This window comes from Vibrio sp. Y58_MX_L22, from assembly GCF_024181865.1.
Taxonomy (GTDB): Bacteria; Pseudomonadota; Gammaproteobacteria; order Enterobacterales; family Vibrionaceae; genus Vibrio; species Vibrio alginolyticus.
Window position 1 is genome coordinate 20,988 of sequence record NZ_JAMZAN010000010.1, and the last position, 20,646, is coordinate 41,633.

Genomic DNA, 20,646 nt, shown 5'->3' on the forward strand with positions numbered 1-20,646 from the left:
ACTCGGTGGAGAACTGACAATGGAAAAGCTGGCATTTAAGCCATGGGAAAGGGTCATATCCGACATTCGACTGGTGCCTAAAATGGTCATGTTGATGGTCTTCAGTACTGTCCTGATCGTGGCAAAACAACTGTGGGACGCAAACACTTTTTACGACTCACTTTTAGCGGCGACACAAAACGCGCAAGTTGCCCAACAGCATTATGAAGCATATTTAACGCAAGTTGCTTGGCAAACCGCCTTATTGATTGTGGTTTTTGTCGTGCTCTTATTAGCGGCGGCTAGAGTGATGTTGCGTCAAACACAGTATCTGAGCGACGCGATCAAACTGATGGCGAGCAAGAACCTCTCTGTTCCATTTGGTATGGATTGTAAAGATGAATACGGAGACGTGGCACGTGAATTAGAAAAGACACGTCGACAATTGCACGATGTTATTCAAATGCAAATTAATGCGTCTGATGAATTATCAACGCTCACCGAAGTCATGACGCTGAGCATGTCGGAAACGAAGGAATCGGCGCAAGAAGAGTTTAACGAAATTGATCAACTTGCTACGGCGATGAGTGAAATGTCGTCGACGGTCCAAACGGTTGCGGAACATGCCCAGACGGCATCTTCTCTAACAGAGCAAGCTTCCGCACAAGCAATTTCTGGTCAGCAGTTCTTGCAAAGTACAATGGCGAAAATGAGTGAACTTTCGTCGGATATCGCTTCATCGGCACAAGCGGTTAACCAAGTTGAAGAACGTGTTGAAGCCATTGGTAGCGTTGTAGGGACGATTCAAGGCATTTCTGAACAAACCAACCTGCTTGCACTGAATGCGGCGATTGAAGCGGCGCGAGCTGGCGAGGCTGGGCGGGGTTTTGCTGTGGTTGCAGATGAAGTTCGTAACCTTGCCCAACGTACACAACAAGCGACGGTAGAAATTCAAGAGATGATCGCACAGCTGCAAACCAGTGCTGAATCTGCGGTAGAACTCATGGAAAAAAGCGTTGTAGAAGCGGCAGATGGAAACGAGCTGGTTTCTAATGCTGGATCTGAGCTCGATGGTATTGTTGGGCAAGTGACGCAAATCAATGACATGAACTTCCAGATCGCGACGGCGTCTGGTCAGCAAAGCAGTGTTGCAGAAGAGATGAGCCAAAACCTCACCAATGTACGTGAGTTGGTTGAAGCCTCAGTTGTTGTTGTTACCGAGCTGCTAGAAACCTCTGAAATGATGCAAAATAATGCAGGTGAGCTAGACAAGAAGATCAAATCTTTCCAAGTTTAATATTCGATCCCGAACTTTTGATAAAACGCCCACAAACCTTTTGTGGGCGTTTTTATTTGCTTTCAGTCTGGTATAAAGAATGAGTTACCGTGCTTTTCAAACAAGGAAGAAAAATGCAGCTGCCTTCGCCACTGATTTCTATCGCTGAATCTGCCGTACAAAACGCCCAAGACGCAGGTTATTTTCCCCTTTGGCCCGATGAGGTTGCGCAGCAATTTCGTTATGTGGCGGGCTTAAGCCAGTTTATAACTGAAGCCATTCATCGCGATGAAGTCCTAGCCCGTGAGTTGCCAAGTATGTTAGCGCAGCCAAGTCGTCAGGAGTCTTACCGCTCACGCCTTGCTGAACTGTTGGAACAATGTCCTGATGAGATGTCTGGTCATCGCGTATTGCGTCAGTTTCGCAATCGAGAAATGGTGTACATTGCGTGGAAGGATTTCACGCATGCATGGTCTCTAGAGACGTCTTTAAGCCACTTATCTGAGTTGGCAGAAGCGATGATTTTTGAAACCTATCAATGGCAATATCAAGTGTGTTGTCAGGAGTGGGGCACGCCAACAAGTGAGGACGGTGAAGTGCAGCCGATGTTAATTATCGGCATGGGGAAACTGGGTGGTGGCGAGCTAAACTTTTCTTCCGATATTGATCTAATTTTCACGTATCCAGAGAATGGCGAAACCCAAGGCGCACGCCGCAGCATTGCCAATGCCCAGTTCTTTACTCGTCTTGGTCAACGCATCATCAAAGCGCTTGACCAACAAACCTTCGATGGTTTTTGCTACCGCGTCGACATGCGACTTCGCCCATTTGGAGAAAGTGGCCCTTTGGTAATGAGCTATGCCGCACTTGAAGATTATTACCAAGAACAGGGGCGAGATTGGGAACGTTACGCGATGATCAAAGCTCGGGTGATGGGATGTGAGATGTACCCGCAGTATCAAGAGCTACGCCAAATGCTGCGCCCTTTTGTTTTTCGTCGTTATATTGATTTCAGTGCGATTCAATCTTTGCGACGAATGAAGTCGATGATCAGTAGCGAGGTTCGCCGCCGAGGGTTGAATAACAACATTAAGCTAGGTGCGGGTGGCATCCGAGAAATTGAATTTATCGCTCAAGTTTTTCAATTGATTCGAGGTGGTCGAGAGCCTTCTTTGCGTAATCGAGGGCTGTTGGAAACGCTGCAAGGCATTGAAGAACTGGCATTGCTTACTCCAAAAGAAGTCAGCGATCTAGAAGCTGCATACAAGTACTTGCGTCAATTAGAAAACTTGTTGCAAGCAATGGCGGATAAGCAAACCCAGACGCTGCCTGATTGCGAAACCGAACGCTTAAAGCTCGCCACCGCGATGAAAATGAGCTGTTGGGAGCAATTGATTGAGCAAACCCAGCAGCATATGGCAAATGTTCACCAAGTTTTTGAATCACTAATTGGTGATGATGAAGAAGACGAGGGGACTACTGTTGCTCGTCATTTTCATGAGCTATGGGATATGGCCGACAAACAAGACGTTCTTGAGCATATCTTGCAGCAGGATATTCAGATTGAAGACTTTGCTTCATGCGCGAAAACCATCATCAACTTTAAAACCGATCTGGCCAAAAAAACGTTAGGCCCACGTGGACGCGAAGTGCTCAATCGTTTGATGCCGAAAGTGTTTGATGCGGTCTTTGCCCATCCTGATGCACAGTTTGGTTTATCTCGTGTACTTCACTTGCTACACAACATCTGCACTCGCACGACTTACTTGGAATTATTGGATGAGCATCCAGCGGCTCTGGTGCAGCTCGTACGTTTGTGTACCGCAAGTCCAATGATTTCAGAGCAGCTGTCTCGTTATCCTATCTTGCTTGATGAGTTAATCGACCCTGCGCAGCTGTACAATCCCATTCCATTAGACAGTTACCGTACAGAGCTGCGTGATTATTTGGCGCGTATTCCTGAAGATGATATGGAACAGCAAATGGAAGCGTTGCGTCAGTTTAAGCAAATTTGTATTTTGCGTATTGCAGCGGCAGATATTGCTGGCGCATTGCCAGTGATGAAAGTGAGTGACCATTTAACTTATTTAGCGGAAGCTATCGTTGATGCGGTGATCAGTCAGGCTTGGTTGCAAGTGTCTGAAAAGTACGGCGAGCCAACGCATGTGCAAGATCGTGAAGGCAAAGGCTTTGCTGTAATTGGTTATGGTAAAGTCGGAGGGTGGGAGCTCGGCTATAACTCCGATTTGGATATTGTCTTCATGCATGACTGCCCAGTCAATGTCTACACTGACGGCAAAAAAGAGATTGATGGTCGTCAGTTCTACCTTCGTTTAGCACAGCGTATCATTCATATTTTCTCCACTCGCACCGCTTCCGGTATTTTATACGAGGTCGATACCCGATTGCGTCCGTCCGGTGCATCGGGTTTGTTGGTTAGCCCAACGGACGCGTTCGACGACTATCAACATCAAGACGCGTGGACATGGGAGCATCAAGCACTTGTCCGCGCGCGCATGATTTATGGTGATGAACCACTGGCAATTGCATTTCACAATACGCGGCATGATGTGCTGTGCAAAGCACGCGATCAAGCTGAACTGAAAAAAGACGTTGTCGAAATGAGAGAAAAAATGCGCGGTCATCTTGGGGGGAAAAAGCCAGGCCGCTTTATGCTCAAGCAAGATGTGGGTGGGATTACCGATATCGAATTTGTCGCTCAGTACCTAGTGCTCAACTATAGTCACGATAAGCCGAAATTGACGCGTTGGTGTGATAATGTGCGCATCTTTGAAACGCTCATTGCGCAAGATGTTATGGACGAAGACCAAGCAATGCAGTTGATACGTGCTTACACGACAATGCGCAACGAAATACACCGCCGAAATCTACTCAATTTAGACGCTGATGTGGTGGAAGATAAGTTTGTTGCCGAAAGGGAGTGGGTAAAACAGGCTTGGAATCAGTGGTTCAGTTAAGACCATATATTTAGCCTCGATAAGGGCTGTGATAAACTCACTTCGATTTAATTTTTGGAGACCAACAATGAAACCAATTCTACCTGATTACAACAGCGCTGGTGTGCTCATTATCGGTGATGTCATGCTAGATCGTTACTGGTATGGCCCAACCGGGCGCATTTCTCCTGAAGCGCCGGTTCCTGTTGTAAAAGTAGAAAACAATGAAGAGCGTCCTGGTGGTGCTGCGAACGTTGCGATGAACATCGCATCACTAGGTGGCCATGCTCACATTGTTGGTCTAACTGGGGAAGATGAGCCTGCAAAAGTGCTGACGGAGACGCTGAGCTCACTCAATGTGAAGTGCGATTTCGTTGCACTGCCTGATTACCCAACGATTACGAAGCTTCGTGTAATGAGCCGTGGACAACAGCTTATTCGTCTCGACTTCGAAGACAAGTTTGAAAACACAGATTCTGCGCCAGTGTTATCTCGAATGGATGCCGCACTGCCAAACGTTAAAGCCGTGATTATGTCTGATTACGCAAAAGGTTCGTTAGAGCATGTTCAGGCATACATTCAAAAAGCGCGCGCAGCAAATATTCCGGTTTTCATTGACCCGAAAGGTGCGGATTTTGAACGCTACCGTGGCGCAACACTTCTTACGCCAAACATGAAAGAGTTCGAAGACGTTGTAGGTAAAGTGAAATCTGACCAAGAGCTAGTAGAGAAAGCACTGGCTTTGGTTGAAGAGTTTGAATTTGAAGCGCTTTTAGTGACACGCAGCGAAAACGGAATGACCTTGATTCGTCGTGGTCAGGAACCGTTCCACCTTCCAACTCAAGCGAAAGAAGTGTATGACGTGACAGGTGCGGGCGACACGGTTATCTCTGTATTGGCAGCGTCTGTTGCCGCAGGCAAATCATTTGAAGAAGCGTGTGCACTAGCAAACGCAGCGGCAGGTGTTGTAGTTGGTAAACTAGGCACGTCAACGCTTTCTGAGATTGAATTAGCAGAAGCGGTACATGGCAGCCAAGACACGGATTACGGTGTGATTTCAGAAAAAGCACTGATCGAAGCGGTGAAAAAAGCACGAGCTCGTGGCGAGAAAGTCGTTATGACAAATGGCTGCTTTGATATTCTGCACGCTGGGCATGTGTCTTACTTAAACCATGCTGCTGAACTGGGCGATCGCCTAATCGTTGCGGTAAATACCGATGAGTCAGTAAAACGCCTTAAAGGCCCTGGTCGTCCGGTAAACCCAACCGATCGCCGCATGGCGGTGTTGGCAGGTTTGGGCGCTGTGGATTGGGTTGTACCATTTAGTGAAGATACGCCGCAGCGTTTGATCTCAGAAGTTCTACCAAGCTTGCTAGTAAAAGGCGGTGACTACAAACCAGAAGAGATTGCTGGTGGTAAAGAAGTCATTGCGGCGGGTGGTGAAGTTCGTGTATTGAACTTTGAAGATGGCTGCTCGACCAGTGAAATCATTAATGCAATCAAAGGCGGTAAGGGCTAAGCCTGCTGTTTGTTAGCATTGAAATGCTATTTGCTCATAAAGGTCGCTAAGTGCGGCCTTTTTGATACTTTTAGTTCAGAGGCACTTTTAGGCCTGAACTACAAGTAATAAAAAACGCCAGCTGATAACTCAACTGGCGTTTTTATTTATTAAGACCTGAAGTATTCAGTTAGCGGTTATTTTGCCGCTTTCAAACCTGCATCAACGTCCAAGATGTCTTGTTCGCTTAGCGTACCAACTGCTTGGCGTAGCTGAAGAACACTTAAAATGTAGTCGTAACGAGCGTTCGATAGGTTTTTGTTCGCATCGTATAGACGACGAGTCGCGTCCAGTACATCAACGATAGTACGAGTACCTACATCAAAGCCAGCTTCTGTTGCTTCTAGTGCAGAGCGTGCAGAAATAACCGCTTGCTCATACGCACGTAATGCGCCGATAGAGGCGTTAATGTTGTTGTTTTGTGCGCGAACATCTTTGACTACGCTACGGTACTGTGCTTCAAGATCTTCGCTTGCTGCCACGTACGCGTATTCAGCTTGTTTGGTTTGAGAGGTTACGTTACCACCTGTGTATAGCGGTACTGCAAGGTTCACACCAATATTGAAGTTGTCTGTCGTGTTGTCACGAGAGCTATGAGAAGTATCACCGTAGTTGTAACCACCGTCTAGAGAGAGCGTTGGTAGGTGGCCAGAGCTTGCTAGTGAAATATTGTCACGCGCAATGTCTTGAAGAATACGTGATGATAGCAAGGTCAGGTTTTTGGTTTTTGCTTCATCAATGAGCGATTCAGCTGGTACGGTCGATGGGCTAGCAGTGAAGCGGCCAGTGTCCAAAATGTTGAGATCTTTGTGCTCTTGGCCTGTAATTTCACGCAGTGACTCGTAGCTATTAGTTAGCGCGTTTTCTGCCAACACTTCGTCCGCTAGCACTTGGTCGTACTGAGCTTGTGCGTCATGCACGTCAGTGATTGCAGACAAACCTACTTCAAAGCGCTGTTTAGTTTGCTCAAGTTGACGGCCAACCGCGGCTTTTTCTGCACGTACGAAAACAAGATTATCTTGTGCGCGTAGAACTTCAAAATACGCTTGTGACACGCGAAGAATCAGTGCCTGTTGCGTCGCTGCGTAAGTTGCGTCTGCTTGGCGAGCACTTTTCTCAGCAGTATCTAGAGAGATCCAAGATGCGCGGTTGTAAAGTGCTTGTGAAAAGCTAACACCAGCGGTTAGCGCGTTGCCATCGTTTGATACGTCACTAATTAGATTTGAATCGTATTCAGTATCACCACGAGTTAAATTGTAACCCGCAGTAAGGTTGATCTGTGGTAATAGAGCACTACGGCTTGAGGTGATTGCTTCGAAAGCTTGGTCACGTTGTGCTGCTACACTGAGCAATTGTGGATCATTTTGTTTTGCCAAGTCGTAGATTTCAGCCAAAGAGTCTGCGAACGCAGACGTACTCATGCTACCTAGCGCTGCACTGATAAATAGTGGAAGCAATTTTTTCATTTTCTATTCCCGCGGTCCATAGATTGGTTAATTCTCAGTAGTTTAACTCAATTTGCACGATATTTACTCTAAAGTTTGCACTTTTTTACACGTAATTATCCACTTGTGCAATAAATTTTTAGCAAAGACTTAAATTAATTTGTAACTATTATACAAAAAGTTGAGCCAAGTCCTTTGAGCAAGCGAATAACAATGAGTAAACTACAGGATTCACTCAGAGAGGTGTTGAATGCAACAGCGTGACAAACAACAACAAGATTTTACTTCGCGAGATGTAAAAGTCATCTCGAAAGAAACCTTATTTGAAGGTTTTTTCAAAATGGTGAAATACCGCTTTCAGCATAGGCTATTTGCTGGTGGTTGGAGTGGAGTTGTCGAACGAGAAATGTTCGAGCGTGGTCACGCAGCAGCGATGCTTCCTTATGATCCAAAGACGGACCAGGTCGTAATCATTGAACAGATTCGTATTGGCGCGTTGGAACATGAACACCCTTGGCAGCTAGAAATTGTCGCCGGTATGATTGACCGCGATGAATCTGCTGAAGCCGTAATTCGTCGAGAGGCTGTCGAAGAAGCGGGGATTCAGGTGGGGCGCGTTGTACCTGTTACGTCCTATTATCCTTCGGCTGGTGGTTGCTCGGAAAAGCTAGACGTCTTTGTTGGTGAAGTGGATGCGTCTAAAGCGCACGGCATTCATGGTTTAGACTATGAGAATGAAGATATCCGAGTTCATGTCATGAGTCGTGAAACGGCGTATCAATGGGTGAAGGACGGAAAATTTGAAAATGGTGCGTCGATTATTGCGTTGCAATGGCTGCAATTACACCATCAAGAGTTAAAGTCAGAATGGGGACTATCCCAAACGGTGGAGAGTGAGTAATGGCACAATTGGCTGAAAAACAACAATATCATGTTGATTTAGCTGGTCTTATGAGAACGTATGAGACCAACTACGCTAAATTGAATGCCTTATTGCCTGCTTCTGCCGAAGTTGGGGATGTACGTTGCTACCAAGCGGCGAACATGGTTTACCAATTGACCGTGAATGAAATCACAAAATACACCACAGTTGTTGAGATATGTCAGAGTGATGAAACGCCAGTGTTTCCTTTACCGACGATGTCTGTCAGGCTTTATCATGATGCGAGAGTAGCCGAAGTATGCTCAAGCGGAGAGTTCTCTCGCATAAAAGCTAAGTATGATTATCCCAATGACCAACTGATGCAGAAAGATGAAAAGCATCAATTAAACACATTCCTCGGTGAATGGCTGACGTTTTGTTTACGAAGTGGTATCAGTAGAACACCACTTGCCTTCAATTGATCGTCACTTCACTAAAGGAAAATAACAAATAACGATATAGTGGACGAATCAGGTTTTCATTTTGCAATCATCTAGTGACAGCATCAAACTTTTACAAATTACGGATACTCATCTGTTTGCTGCCGATGAGGGAAGTTTGCTAAGCGTAAAAACAGTCGATAGCTTTAATGCTGTTGTTGCTGATGTTTTACGCCGCAACGTGGCGTTTGATTACATTTTGGCGACGGGCGATATTTCCCAAGACCATAGTGCAGAATCTTATCAGCGCTTTGCCAACGGCATTGAACCGCTAGAGAAAGACTGCTTTTGGCTACCTGGTAATCATGATTACAAGCCTAATATGGGCAGTGTTTTGCCTTCGCCACAAATCAAAGCCGCAGAGCATGTGTTGCTTGGCGAGCATTGGCAGTTAATTCTTTTAGACTCGCAAGTTGTTGGCGTTCCTCATGGGCGCTTGAGTGATCAGCAATTAACGCTACTCGAAGAAAAGCTAGCCGAACACCCAGAAAGACACACACTTGTTTTGTTGCATCATCACCCGTTACTGGTGGGAAGCGCGTGGCTTGATCAACATACTTTAAAAGATGCCGAAGCGTTTTGGCAGGTTGTCGAGCGTTTTGATAACGTGAAAGGCATTCTCTGTGGTCATGTTCATCAAGATATGAATGTGCTTCACAAGGGCATTCGAGTGATGGCAACACCCTCAACTTGTGTTCAGTTTAAGCCTAACTCGGATGATTTTGCCCTTGATACCACTTCGCCTGGTTGGCGGGAGCTGCAACTACATGCTTGTGGCGATATTACGACCCAAGTAGGTCGGCTTCCTGATGGCCAGTTCCAACCAGACTTCTCTTCTAACGGCTACTAACGCGCCCGAGCTCTCTGTTCGGGCTCGCTTTTTTGTGCGAGATATCTATGAGTAAACCTTCACTTCTTCTCTATATCCATGGCTTTAATAGCTCTCCACTCTCCATGAAAGCGAATGTGATGAGAGCCTACTGCGAGCAACATAGGTCTGATATCAAGGTGATTGTTCCCCAGTTACCTTGTTATCCTCAGCAAGCGGCGAAAATGTTGTTGGATATTATCGAGCAATATAAAGATGACTATAAAATTGGTCTAGTGGGCAGCTCATTAGGCGGTTTTATGTCAACGTGGCTAAATGACAAGTTTGGGTTTAAAGCGGTAGTGGTTAACCCCGCAGTCAAGCCTTATGAGTTGCTAGTAGATTATTTGGGTAAGCAAACTAACCCATATACGCATGAAACCTATACACTTGAAGCTTGTCATATTGACGAGTTAAAAGCTCTTGATGTACAAAGCATCGCGTCGCCACATTCTTTTTGGTTATTGCAACAAACAGAAGATGAGGTTTTAGACTATCGACAAGCGGTAGATAAGTTTGCAGACGCTAAGCAAACAGTAGAACAAGGCGGTGATCACAGTTTTGTAGGCTTTGAGCGTTATCCTGCACAGATTATCGAATTTCTAGAACTGTAATTCGAAAGCGATTGGAAAAGGCTCATAGTTTTTATTGATATATCCAACCGTTTCTTGACATGAGCGGTATGCTTTCCGACTATGTTTTGCCAAAAGATCTTAAGGGTCGAGGACCCTGGCTACTTTGTTATGCATCATGTTTACAAACTCTTAGTGATGTGAACAGGGTGGCTTTTTCGTTTCCTGAGTATGGGTACGCCCATTGGTGATACTCAGGCAACAAGTAAACTTTGAGAATAATTCCGTATTATGACTGAACAATATAATGCTGGTGCCATTGAAGTACTGAATGGCTTAGAGCCAGTACGTCGCCGACCAGGGATGTATACGGATACAGCGCGCCCAAACCATTTGGGCCAAGAAGTTATCGACAACAGTGTCGATGAAGCGCTAGCCGGACATGCCTCAAAAGTACAAGTCATCCTACATGCTGACCAATCACTCGAAGTGATCGATGATGGTCGAGGCATGCCTGTTGATATCCACCCAGAAGAGAAAGTATCAGGCGTAGAGCTAATTCTATGTAAGCTACATGCGGGTGGTAAGTTCTCTAACAAAAACTACCAATTCTCTGGTGGTTTGCACGGGGTAGGTATATCTGTAGTAAACGCGTTGTCAAAACGCGTTGAAGTAACAGTTCGTCGTGATGGTCAAGTGTATGAAATTGCATTTGAACACGGCGAGAAAGTGTCTGATCTGACCGTAACTGGCACATGTGGTCGTCGCAATCGCGGTACCAGCGTACATTTCTGGCCTGATGCGAAGTACTTCGATTCGGCTAACTTCTCTGTGACGCGCTTAGTCAACAACCTGCGCGCAAAAGCGGTTTTGTGTCCGGGCTTAGAAATCACATTAACCGACAAAGTTAATGACAAAGACTATAAGTGGTACTACGAAGATGGTTTGAAAGACTATCTTGCGGAAGGTGTAAAAGGCTATCCAGTTATTCCTGAAGAACCATTTACTGGTGAGTTCTTGGCGGATACTGAAGCGGCAAACTGGGCGGTAATTTGGCAGCCAGAAGGCGGTGAGATGATCACCGAAAGCTACGTTAACCTGATCCCAACCGCTCAAGGTGGTACGCACGTTAATGGTTTACGCCAAGGCTTATTGGAAGCGATGCGCGAATTCTGTGAGTTCCGTAATCTATTACCTCGTGGTGTGAAGCTAACGGGTGATGACGTTTTCGACCGCTGTTCTTACGTGCTGTCGGTTAAAATTCAAGATCCACAATTTGCAGGCCAGACCAAGGAACGTCTCTCTTCTCGTCAAACCGCGGCATTTGTCTCTGGCGTTGTAAAAGATGCGTTCAGTCTTTGGTTGAACGAAAAGCCTCAGCTCGCAGAGCAATTGGCAGAAGTCTGTATCGCTAACGCGCACCGTCGTATGCGAGCGGCGAAAAAAGTCGTACGTAAGAAAGTGGCATCCGGCCCGGCATTGCCAGGCAAGTTGACCGACTGTTCTGCACAGGACTTAAGTCGCACGGAAATCTTCTTTGTGGAGGGTGACTCTGCGGGTGGCTCGGCAAAACAGGCACGTGACCGTGAATTCCAAGCTGTGATGCCACTGCGTGGTAAGATCTTGAACACGTGGGAAGTCTCTGCCGATCAAGTTCTTGCGTCTCAAGAAGTACACGATATCTCTGTTGCTTTGGGTATTGACCCAGATAGCGACAACCTCGAGAGTCTTCGTTACGGTAAGATCTGTATCCTTGCCGATGCGGACTCGGATGGTCTTCACATCGCAACGCTGCTTTGTGCTCTATTTACTCGTCACTTCCGCGCACTAGTGGAAGCGGGTCATATCTATGTGGCAATGCCGCCTCTGTATCGAATCGACTGCGGGAAAGAAGTGTTCTACGCCCTCGATGACGATGAAAAAGATGGCATTTTAGAGCGCTTGTCGAAGAAGAAAGCCAAAATCAACGTGCAACGATTCAAAGGTCTGGGTGAGATGAACCCACTTCAGTTGCGTGAAACCACCATGGATCCGAACACGCGTCGCTTAGTGCAGTTAACCATTGACGACTCTACGGCGACCATGGAAATGATGGACATGCTGCTAGGTAAAAAGCGTGCAGATGACCGTCGTTCTTGGCTACAAAACAACGGCGACTTGGCAGAGGTGTAACGGATGTCTACAGAAATTACCTACGATGGCGTCGAACAATTGCCAATGCGCAAGTTCACTGAAGACGCTTATCTGAACTACTCGATGTACGTAATCATGGACCGCGCCTTGCCATACATTGGTGATGGCTTAAAGCCGGTTCAACGACGCATCATTTATGCGATGTCAGAGCTTGGTCTCTCTGCATCAGCAAAATACAAAAAATCTGCACGTACCGTTGGTGACGTGCTAGGTAAATACCATCCGCACGGTGATTCAGCGTGTTACGAAGCGATGGTATTGATGGCTCAGCCATTCTCTTACCGCTATCCATTAGTGGATGGTCAAGGTAACTGGGGTGCGCCAGATGATCCGAAATCATTTGCGGCAATGCGTTATACCGAAGCAAAACTGTCTAAGTTTGCTGAAGTATTGCTTGGCGAACTTGGCCAGGGCACGGTTGAATGGCAACCTAACTTTGATGGCACAATGAAAGAGCCACAAATGTTGCCAGCACGTCTGCCTCATATCCTGCTTAACGGTGTAACCGGCATTGCCGTTGGTATGGCAACAGACATCCCACCGCACAACGTTCGTGAAATCGCAGATGCGACTATTCATTTGATCGACAACCCGAAAGCAGAACTGCCGGACGTGATGCAGTATGTCAAAGGTCCAGATTACCCAACAGAAGCAGAAATTATCTCGCCGCAAGCGGATATCGAGAAGATTTACCGCAACGGTCGTGGCAGCATCAAAATGCGCGCGGTTTGGCATAAAGAAGGTTCTGACATTGTTATCACTTCTTTGCCTCACCAAGTATCGGGTGCCAAACTGCTTGAGCAAATCGCTAACCAGATGCGTGCGAAGAAGCTGCCAATGGTTGACGATCTTCGTGACGAATCGGATCACGAGAACCCAACGCGTATCGTTGTGGTGCCTAAGTCAAACCGCGTCGATTGTGACTTGTTGATGAACCACTTGTTCGCATCAACGGATCTTGAGCGCAGTTACCGCGTTAACTTGAACATGATTGGTTTGGATAACCGTCCTCAAGTTAAAGGTCTGGTGCAAATTCTGTCTGAGTGGATCGAGTTCCGTCGTACGACTGTGCGTCGTCGTCTACAACATCGCCTAGACAAAGTAATGGCTCGTCTACACATCTTGGAAGGTTTGTTGGTTGCTTACCTCAACCTAGATGAAGTGATTGAGATCATCCGTACTGAAGACGATCCAAAAGCGGTGCTGATGGAACGCTTTGGTATTACCGATATCCAAGCGGATGCAATTTTAGATACCAAACTTCGTCATCTAGCAAAACTAGAAGAGATGAAGATCCGTGGTGAGCAAGACGAGCTAGAGAAAGAGCGTGAGAAGCTAGAACAGCTACTCGGTTCTGAGCGTCGTCTGAACACACTACTGAAAAAAGAAATCAAAGCAGACGCAGAGAAATACGGTGATGACCGTCGCTCTCCAATGGTTGAGCGTGCAGAAGCAAAAGCGCTGACTGAACGTGACCTCGTACCAAGTGAGCCAATCACGGTTGTGCTTTCTGAGAAAGGTTGGATTCGTCACGCGAAAGGCCATGACGTGGATGCCGAAGGCTTAAACTATAAGTCGGGTGATAAGTATTTAGCGCATGCTCGAGGTAAGAGTAATCAGCCTGCGGTATTCCTAGGTAGTGACGGTCGAAGTTACTCTCTGGAATCGCACTCACTGCCTTCTGCTCGTAGTCAAGGTGAGCCGATTACCGGTCGCTTGAATATTACGGCTGGTAGCAGTATTCGCCAAGTCATCATGAGTGAAGAAGAGCAGCTGTGGCTGGTGGGCTCAGATGCAGGTTACGGCTTTGTATGTAAAGGCGCGGACTTGCTGTCTAAAAACCGCAGTGGTAAAGCGCTCGTCACTTTACCTGCCAACTCTGAGATCATGACGCCAAAAGAGATTGAAGATTTAGACTCTGATGAAATCTTAGCAATCACTAACCAAGGTCGCATGCTGCTGTTCCCAATCAAAGACTTGCCACAACTGGCGAAAGGTAAAGGGAATAAGATCATCAACATTCCTGCTGCTAAAGCAAAAGAGCGAGAAGAAGTACTATCTCACTTAATGTCTTTACCAAAAGGTGCATCGTTAACGCTGTACGCGGGTAAGCGAAAGTTGGGTCTTAAACCGTCTGACCTTGATAACTTCCGTGGCGAACGTGGTCGCCGAGGTGGGTTATTACCGAGAGGTTTGCAGCGAGTCACTCGCATTGAAGTTGAGCTAGATGATTCCGATACGACGGAAACACCGAGCGATAGCGAGTAACGCACAAATAAAAATCCCAGCCAATGGCTGGGATTTTTTATGCTTCTTGCTTGTCTTCGGCAATGGTGACTTTCAAGGTCATCTCTTTTCCTTTGCGAATGATACCGACGTCCACGGTGGTGCCAGGACGTAAATCGGTGACGATATCCATAACGCTCTGACGCCCTTGCACTTTATTGCCATCAATACTGATAATGATGTCCTGCTTTTGGAAGCCTGCCGCATTGGCTGGACCATTTGGATCAATACCAAGTACGACAATACCACCTATGTGTTCATTTCCAAGCAGGCGAGCAGTGACCGCATTAATGTCTTGGCCGTCGATTCCAATATAACCACGAATCACGCGGCCATCAGCGATGATTTTCTGCATGATCTTACTGGCTAGCGGCGCAGGGATCGCAAAAGAAATACCGTAAGTTTCTAAGTCTGTCGCTTGCTGAAAAGAGGCGGTGTTAATGCCGACGAGCTCGCCTTGTGTGTTCACTAGGGCTCCACCAGAGTTACCTTCATTGATGGCGGCATCGGTTTGAATGAATGCTTGACGACCGTCGCTAATAGATGAACGACCTGTGGCTGAAATAATGCCGAACGTTGTGGTTTGTCCAAGGTTGTATGGGTTACCGATGGCTAGTACTACATCGCCCACTTGTGGTTTGTAATTAGAGTTCAGAGGGATTACGGGCAAATTCGAACCTTCGACACGCAGTACGGCTATATCAGTACGTTTATCTGTCCCTACGAGCTGAGCCGCTGCGGCTCTGCCGTCTTGTAATGCCACAACAATTTGATCAGCTTGAGCAACCACATGATAGTTAGTAATGATGTAGCCTTTCTCACTAACAATGACACCTGACCCCAGACCTTGAGTCGAGAGTTTACTGCGATCATTCTCAACATACTTACGGCTGTAGATGTTTACCACTGCAGGCGCTGCTCTTCGGACCGCTTGATTAAACGTCAACTCGACTGATGCGATATTAACAGGTTGAGGATCAAGCGCGGCAGGAATTACGTTGTTGCGCAAAGATGGAACCGCCAGTAATACCACTGCGGCAGTAGCCAAGCCTAAAAAGACAGAACGTAATAAAAAGCTGAGCATATCCTCTCCATGCGTGAGCGCCAAAATGGCATCGAAGATGAAGAATAGCATTACATTGAAAAATAACAAAAGGGCAGCACGTCATCGCGCTGCCCTTTTCATTAGTTATTGAGCGATAAGGAAAAGTGATCGAGCCTTATCACTCAGTACTATGCATCGAAAACCTTATTTTCTATCACTTTGAAAGTGGTTAACGAATGACAAGGTAAATAGTACGTTCACCACGTTGAATATTAAGAGCCAGTACACCTTTGTGTTTCTCTACGATTGTACGAAGCTCGGCAAGGTTTTTCACTCGTTGACGGTTCACACCGATAATAATGTCACCTTGTTGTAATTGATATTGAGCAGCCGGAGAGTTATCTGCAACGCTCGATACTTTAACACCTTGGATTACATCACTTGGTGTTGTATTGCTTAATTCCGCACCTTTGAGTCCCTCATGTAATGTCTCCGCTTTAGCTTTCATATTCGTAGATTCGCCAAGCGTTACATCAAAGGTTTTATTCTTACCATCTCGAACCACACCTAATGTGATTTCTTTACCTGCGCCCAGTGTTGCCACTTTTGCGCGGAGCTCTGAGAAAGTATTAATCGCTTTGCCGTTCACCGATACAATTACGTCACCGGCTTTTAACCCTGCTTTATCGGCTGCGCTGTCCGGTACGACTTGACCAATAAAGGCCCCTTTACTTGACTCGTAACCCAATGCATCAGCTAGCTCAGAGGTTACTTCGCCACCTTGCACACCCAACATGCCGCGTTTGACTTCACCAAACTCTAGAATTTGATCAGTGAGGTTTTTCATCATGTTTGATGGAATCGCAAAACCAATACCCACGTTACCGCCGTTAGGGCCTAAAATTGCAGTATTAATACCGATCAGCTCACCATTAAGGTTGACCAATGCACCACCAGAGTTACCGCTGTTAATTGCGGCATCGGTTTGGATGAAGTTTTCGAAGTTTTCAACGTTTAAGCCACTACGACCAAGGGCTGAAACAATACCCGAAGTTACGGTTTGACCGAGCCCAAATGGGTTACCAATCGCAACCGTAAAGTCACCGACACGCAGTTTGTCGGAATCCGCGACTTTAATCTGCGTTAAGTTTTTCGCTTTCTCTAATTTAAGTAACGCAACATCGGCCATTTCATCACCGCCAACGAGCGTAGCGTCATACTCGCGCCCGTCAAAGAGGCGAACTCGAATCTCATCTGCGCCCTTGATCACATGGTAGTTAGTGACAATATGGCCTTTCTTCGCATCAATAATGACACCAGACCCTAAACCTCTGAACGGGCGCTCTCGCCTTTGTTCCATAGGAAAGTCTGGGCCAAAGAAAAATTGAAATTGCTCGGGAATGCGGCTGGTTTGTACTTGTTTACCTTCTACAGCAATACTCACAACAGCTGGGGTCACCTTCTCAAGCATTGGTGCCAAGCTAGGTAACTGTTGGCCATCCACATTCAAAGGTAATGCGGCAGTGGCTTGAACTGGGGCAATAATCGAACCCAAACTCAGAGATAGAACGGTGAGCGCAAGCAGTGGTTTTTTCATCCAATAACTCCTCTTGAAACATGTCTGCCAAAAAGAAATATCCGAACGGTTAGTTCACTTTGTTAATAACTAATATAGGGTCTAGTTCGGACAATCAAAAGGGGAGGCAGTGCACACCCAAGTTAGAGCGAAGGTGAGGTGAAAAAGTTCAAAAAAGGGCCGATACAAATGTATCGGCCCTAGATAGAAGTAAGAGAGGATTATGATGCTTTTGCGGTTACCGCTTCGGGAGCATTAATGATTTCTTTCTCTTGATCCTTCAAAAGACCGGTGGCGCCATTAGCGTAGTCTTTTGGTTGTTCGTTAAACTCTGGTTGATCTTCTGCAATGGTTTCAGACGACATTGCCGTTTTCTTATCAAACGGGTTGTCTTGTTCTGGTAAGTTTGGCAAAAGCTCAGAAGAGGTCTTGGCCATATGTTGGTATAGCTTGGTGTAATCTTTACCTAGGGTGTCCAACATTTCTGCGGTTTGTGCAAAATGATCGACGAGCTCTTGACGTTGTTGCTCTAATTCAAACTTGGCCGCTTCAAGTTCTTTCTGCACAGACTTTTGTTTCTTGTATTCAGGGGTGGTTAGTCTACTAATGACTACGCCTACGATTGTACCGACCAGCAAACCCACAATGGCATAAATCCAAGGCATAACTGCTCCTTATAGTTGTTTTAACAAGTCTTTTACTACTTAGTTACACGCGGTGCTCGTCCATGTTACTATGGCTTGAACAGCCGATAAAGAAAAATAGCAGTATGTCTTCGGGGACTGATAACTACTTCTCTCTATTCTCAAAGTTGACCCCGAGGTAACCCTTTTCTCTATACCTCTATACGACTTACATACGATGACACCACTACAACAATATCAAAAAGACATAGCAGAACACGGGTTTCAGCGTGATGAAGCTCAGTATCAAGCGGTCGTTGCATTAGACAAGCTTTACCATGCTATCGTTGAATTTCAGTCAGCTCCTGTGCCTCAGCTTTCCAAATGGCAAAAGCTAATGGGGAAAAAAATCGACAAGCCTGAACCACCAAAAGGCCTTTACTTTTGGGGTGGAGTAGGTCGCGGTAAAACCTACCTTATGGACGCATTTTTTGATGCTTTACCGACCCAAAGAAAAATGCGCGTCCACTTCCATCGATTTATGTATCGAGTACATGATGAGTTGAAGCTGTTAGGTGATGTGGAAAATCCGCTATCAAAAGTGGCGGATAAATTTAAAGAAGAAGCCGATGTGGTTTGCTTTGATGAATTTTTTGTTTCCGACATTACTGATGCGATGATCCTCGCAACGCTACTTCAAGAAATGTTCAAGCGGCAGATGATCCTAGTCGCGACTTCAAACATCGAGCCGCAGAACTTATATCGTAACGGTTTGCAAAGAGCGCGCTTTTTGCCCGCGATCGATATGATTTTGGCACGTTGTGAAGTGTTGAATGTCGATAGTGGCGTTGATTATCGCTTAAGAACGTTAGAACAGGCTGAAATATACCATTACCCGCTTGATGAGCAGGCTAGCATAAACCTTAACAAATATTATCAGCAGCTGACTGGAGAGCGTCAGTTTGTTGCTCATCAAATCGAAGTTAACCACCGTCAACTAGCGGTGATTGAAGCAAGCGACGGGGTGCTGCATGCGTCGTTTGCTCAGTTGTGTCAAACTGCTCGCAGTCAAAATGACTACATTGAATTGTCTCGTATTTACCACACGGTATTACTGGCAGATGTTCAACAAATGAACCGAAAAATCGATGATGCGGCGAGACGCTTTATCGCGCTGGTCGATGAGTTTTACGAGCGCAATGTTAAGTTGATTATTTCTGCTGAAGTGCCAATGGCCGACTTATATACTGATGGGCAGTTAGAGTTCGAATTTAAGCGCTGTTTGTCTCGGCTTACTGAGATGCAAAGTCATGAGTATCTCGCGCGTGAACATTTGGCCTAGATCCAATGGGTTCTTAAAAAAGTGAAGAAAAAATTAGTGATTTGGCGCAAAAAAAGGTGATTTTTTCTTCGCTCTTCTCTATAATCCTGCGACCCACCGTTACTGCAGACCTGATTATCGAAGTTATTTCGAAATTGAAGGTCGAGAGTACCAACGACTCGAAGGGGTGATGACTGGGCTCTTAGACAGTGTGGGAGCACTATTGGGTGTTCCTTTAAAGTTTAAAATTTAATTAACGGGTTATTGTTAGCATGAAAACTTTCGTTGCTAAACCAGAAACTGTAAAACGCGACTGGTACGTTGTAGACGCTGAAGGTAAAACTCTTGGCCGTCTAGCAAGTGAAATTGCATCTCGCCTACGTGGCAAACATAAAGCTGAATACACTCCTCACGTTGACACTGGTGATTACATCATCGTTATCAACGCTGAGAAAGTTGCTGTAACTGGTAACAAAGCTAAGAACAAAGTGTACTACCGTCACTCTGAATTCCCAGGTGGTCTAAAATCTATCACTTTTGAAAAGTTGATCGATCGTAAACCTGAGATGGCTCTTGAGCTTGCAGTTAAAGGCATGCTTCCACGTGGTCCTCTAGGCCGTGCTATGTACCGTAAGCTAAAAGTTTACGCGGGCGCTGAGCACAACCATGTTGCTCAACAACCACAAGTACTAGACATCTAATTGGGGATTTCGGAAATGGCAGAGAATCAATACTACGGCACTGGCCGTCGCAAAAGCTCAGCTGCACGTGTTTTCATTAAACCAGGCAGCGGTAACATTGTAGTAAACAAGCGTAACCTTGACGAATACTTCGGTCGTCCAACAGCACGTATGGTTGTACAACAACCTCTAGAGCTAGTTGAACTAACTGAAAAGCTAGACCTTTACGTAACAGTTAAAGGCGGCGGTATTTCTGGTCAAGCTGGTGCTATCCGTCACGGTATCACTCGCGCGCTTATGGAATACGATGAGTCTCTACGTCCTGCTCTACGCGCGGCTGGCTACGTTACTCGTGACGCTCGTTGCGTTGAACGTAAGAAAGTTGGTCTACGTAAAGCACGTCGTCGTCCACAGTTCTCTAAGCGTTAATTTCCTCTTATCGGGAATTATGCTTTTCAGAGTTACTCTGGAAACTGTGTACCAAAAGCTCGGCTCTATGCCGGGCTTTTTTGTATTTAAGGACATCATACTTGTCTTCAAGCAACGAACAGCCTTCACTTATCATCACACTCCGAGCAGACCTTCTTATTCGTCCTCTTCGTCGAAAGGTTGCCAGTGCCGTTTTATATGTGTGCCTTATTTAACCGCGACTCACCACGCTTTCTCTTGCGATGCAGCATAGATGTATTCATCAACAAGAATGTCTTTGTATCTTATTCTTCCTGTAACATGTTTTAAAATGACTTACGTTCCTTTTTGAGCATTCTGCGTGCTACAAAATTGAAAATATAAACACAGTAAGCTGAACGCGTAATACGAAATATTTCTCTGTGTAATTAACTGAAAACTACCAAGATAAAAGGTTTTATCCGCTTTCAGCGGGGCTTCTATGTGGTGCTTTCTTG

16 protein-coding genes are annotated in these 20,646 nt (G+C 46.0%); 12 read left to right on the top strand and 4 right to left on the bottom strand.

Annotation, left to right across the window (positions count from 1 at the left end; all coding sequences use genetic code 11):
* Positions 1-19: 19 nt before the first annotated feature.
* The 3 genes from NL626_RS19165 to hldE all read left to right on the top strand — a co-directional run bounded on the left by NL626_RS19165 (position 20) and on the right by hldE (position 5,731).
* Entirely contained in the window at positions 20-1,276 is a 1,257-nt protein-coding gene (locus tag NL626_RS19165; RefSeq protein WP_005379890.1) for a methyl-accepting chemotaxis protein, read from the top strand.
* Positions 1,277-1,389: 113 nt separating this feature from the next.
* Positions 1,390-4,233 carry a bifunctional [glutamate--ammonia ligase]-adenylyl-L-tyrosine phosphorylase/[glutamate--ammonia-ligase] adenylyltransferase gene (gene glnE / locus NL626_RS19170; RefSeq protein WP_253657657.1) on the top strand — a complete coding sequence of 948 codons (2,844 nt, stop codon included), beginning with the start codon at positions 1,390-1,392 and terminating at the stop codon, positions 4,231-4,233.
* A 67-nt stretch (positions 4,234-4,300) separates the two neighbouring features.
* Positions 4,301-5,731 (top strand): bifunctional D-glycero-beta-D-manno-heptose-7-phosphate kinase/D-glycero-beta-D-manno-heptose 1-phosphate adenylyltransferase HldE, encoded by a 1,431-nt coding sequence (gene hldE, locus NL626_RS19175; protein WP_017633601.1) that lies wholly within the window; start codon positions 4,301-4,303, stop codon positions 5,729-5,731.
* Between the two features lie 176 nt (positions 5,732-5,907).
* On the opposite strand, the gene tolC is transcribed toward hldE, so the two are convergent.
* Positions 5,908-7,236: an outer membrane channel protein TolC gene (gene tolC, locus NL626_RS19180; RefSeq protein ID WP_005379884.1), complete on the bottom strand. Its 1,329-nt coding sequence runs from the start codon at positions 7,234-7,236 to the stop codon at positions 5,908-5,910.
* A gap of 229 nt (positions 7,237-7,465) precedes the next feature.
* Here tolC and nudF point away from each other — a divergent pair, with 229 nt between their 5' ends.
* The 6 genes from nudF to parC all read left to right on the top strand — a co-directional run bounded on the left by nudF (position 7,466) and on the right by parC (position 14,478).
* Positions 7,466-8,116 (top strand): ADP-ribose diphosphatase, encoded by a 651-nt coding sequence (nudF, locus tag NL626_RS19185; protein WP_017633602.1) that lies wholly within the window; start codon positions 7,466-7,468, stop codon positions 8,114-8,116.
* Positions 8,116-8,559 carry a DUF1249 family protein gene (locus NL626_RS19190; RefSeq protein WP_017633603.1) on the top strand — a complete coding sequence of 148 codons (444 nt, stop codon included), beginning with the start codon at positions 8,116-8,118 and terminating at the stop codon, positions 8,557-8,559. The genes nudF and NL626_RS19190 overlap by 1 nt, the downstream gene beginning before the upstream one ends.
* A gap of 61 nt (positions 8,560-8,620) precedes the next feature.
* Positions 8,621-9,427: a 3',5'-cyclic-AMP phosphodiesterase gene (gene cpdA / locus NL626_RS19195; RefSeq protein WP_005387419.1), complete on the top strand. Its 807-nt coding sequence runs from the start codon at positions 8,621-8,623 to the stop codon at positions 9,425-9,427.
* A gap of 47 nt (positions 9,428-9,474) precedes the next feature.
* Entirely contained in the window at positions 9,475-10,059 is a 585-nt protein-coding gene (gene yqiA, locus NL626_RS19200; protein WP_005379875.1) for an esterase YqiA, read from the top strand.
* 249 nt (positions 10,060-10,308) lie between these two features.
* On the top strand, positions 10,309-12,189 hold the full coding sequence (gene parE / locus NL626_RS19205; protein ID WP_005379872.1) for a DNA topoisomerase IV subunit B: 1,881 nt from the start codon (positions 10,309-10,311) through the stop codon (positions 12,187-12,189).
* A 3-nt stretch (positions 12,190-12,192) separates the two neighbouring features.
* The gene (gene parC / locus NL626_RS19210; protein ID WP_005379870.1) at positions 12,193-14,478 is read left to right on the top strand and encodes a DNA topoisomerase IV subunit A; all 2,286 of its coding nucleotides are present in this window, start codon (positions 12,193-12,195) and stop codon (positions 14,476-14,478) included.
* 37 nt (positions 14,479-14,515) lie between these two features.
* On the opposite strand, the gene degS is transcribed toward parC, so the two are convergent.
* The 3 genes from degS to zapG all read right to left on the bottom strand — a co-directional run bounded on the left by degS (position 14,516) and on the right by zapG (position 17,782).
* Positions 14,516-15,580: an outer membrane-stress sensor serine endopeptidase DegS gene (gene degS / locus NL626_RS19215; protein ID WP_017633606.1), complete on the bottom strand. Its 1,065-nt coding sequence runs from the start codon at positions 15,578-15,580 to the stop codon at positions 14,516-14,518.
* Between the two features lie 190 nt (positions 15,581-15,770).
* On the bottom strand, positions 15,771-17,138 hold the full coding sequence (locus NL626_RS19220; protein WP_025768400.1) for a Do family serine endopeptidase: 1,368 nt from the start codon (positions 17,136-17,138) through the stop codon (positions 15,771-15,773).
* Positions 17,139-17,338: 200 nt separating this feature from the next.
* The gene (zapG, locus tag NL626_RS19225) at positions 17,339-17,782 is read right to left on the bottom strand and encodes a Z-ring associated protein ZapG (protein WP_005379861.1); all 444 of its coding nucleotides are present in this window, start codon (positions 17,780-17,782) and stop codon (positions 17,339-17,341) included.
* A 196-nt stretch (positions 17,783-17,978) separates the two neighbouring features.
* Between zapG and zapE the strand changes: the two genes are divergently transcribed.
* From zapE to rpsI, 3 genes are all read left to right on the top strand, one after another.
* Positions 17,979-19,082: a cell division protein ZapE gene (gene zapE / locus NL626_RS19230; protein WP_005387411.1), complete on the top strand. Its 1,104-nt coding sequence runs from the start codon at positions 17,979-17,981 to the stop codon at positions 19,080-19,082.
* Positions 19,083-19,333: 251 nt separating this feature from the next.
* Positions 19,334-19,762: a 50S ribosomal protein L13 gene (rplM, locus tag NL626_RS19235; RefSeq protein ID WP_005372872.1), complete on the top strand. Its 429-nt coding sequence runs from the start codon at positions 19,334-19,336 to the stop codon at positions 19,760-19,762.
* Between the two features lie 15 nt (positions 19,763-19,777).
* Positions 19,778-20,170, top strand: coding sequence for a 30S ribosomal protein S9 (gene rpsI / locus NL626_RS19240; RefSeq protein ID WP_005372876.1), 393 nt, complete (start codon positions 19,778-19,780; stop codon positions 20,168-20,170).
* Positions 20,171-20,646: the final 476 nt, after the last annotated feature.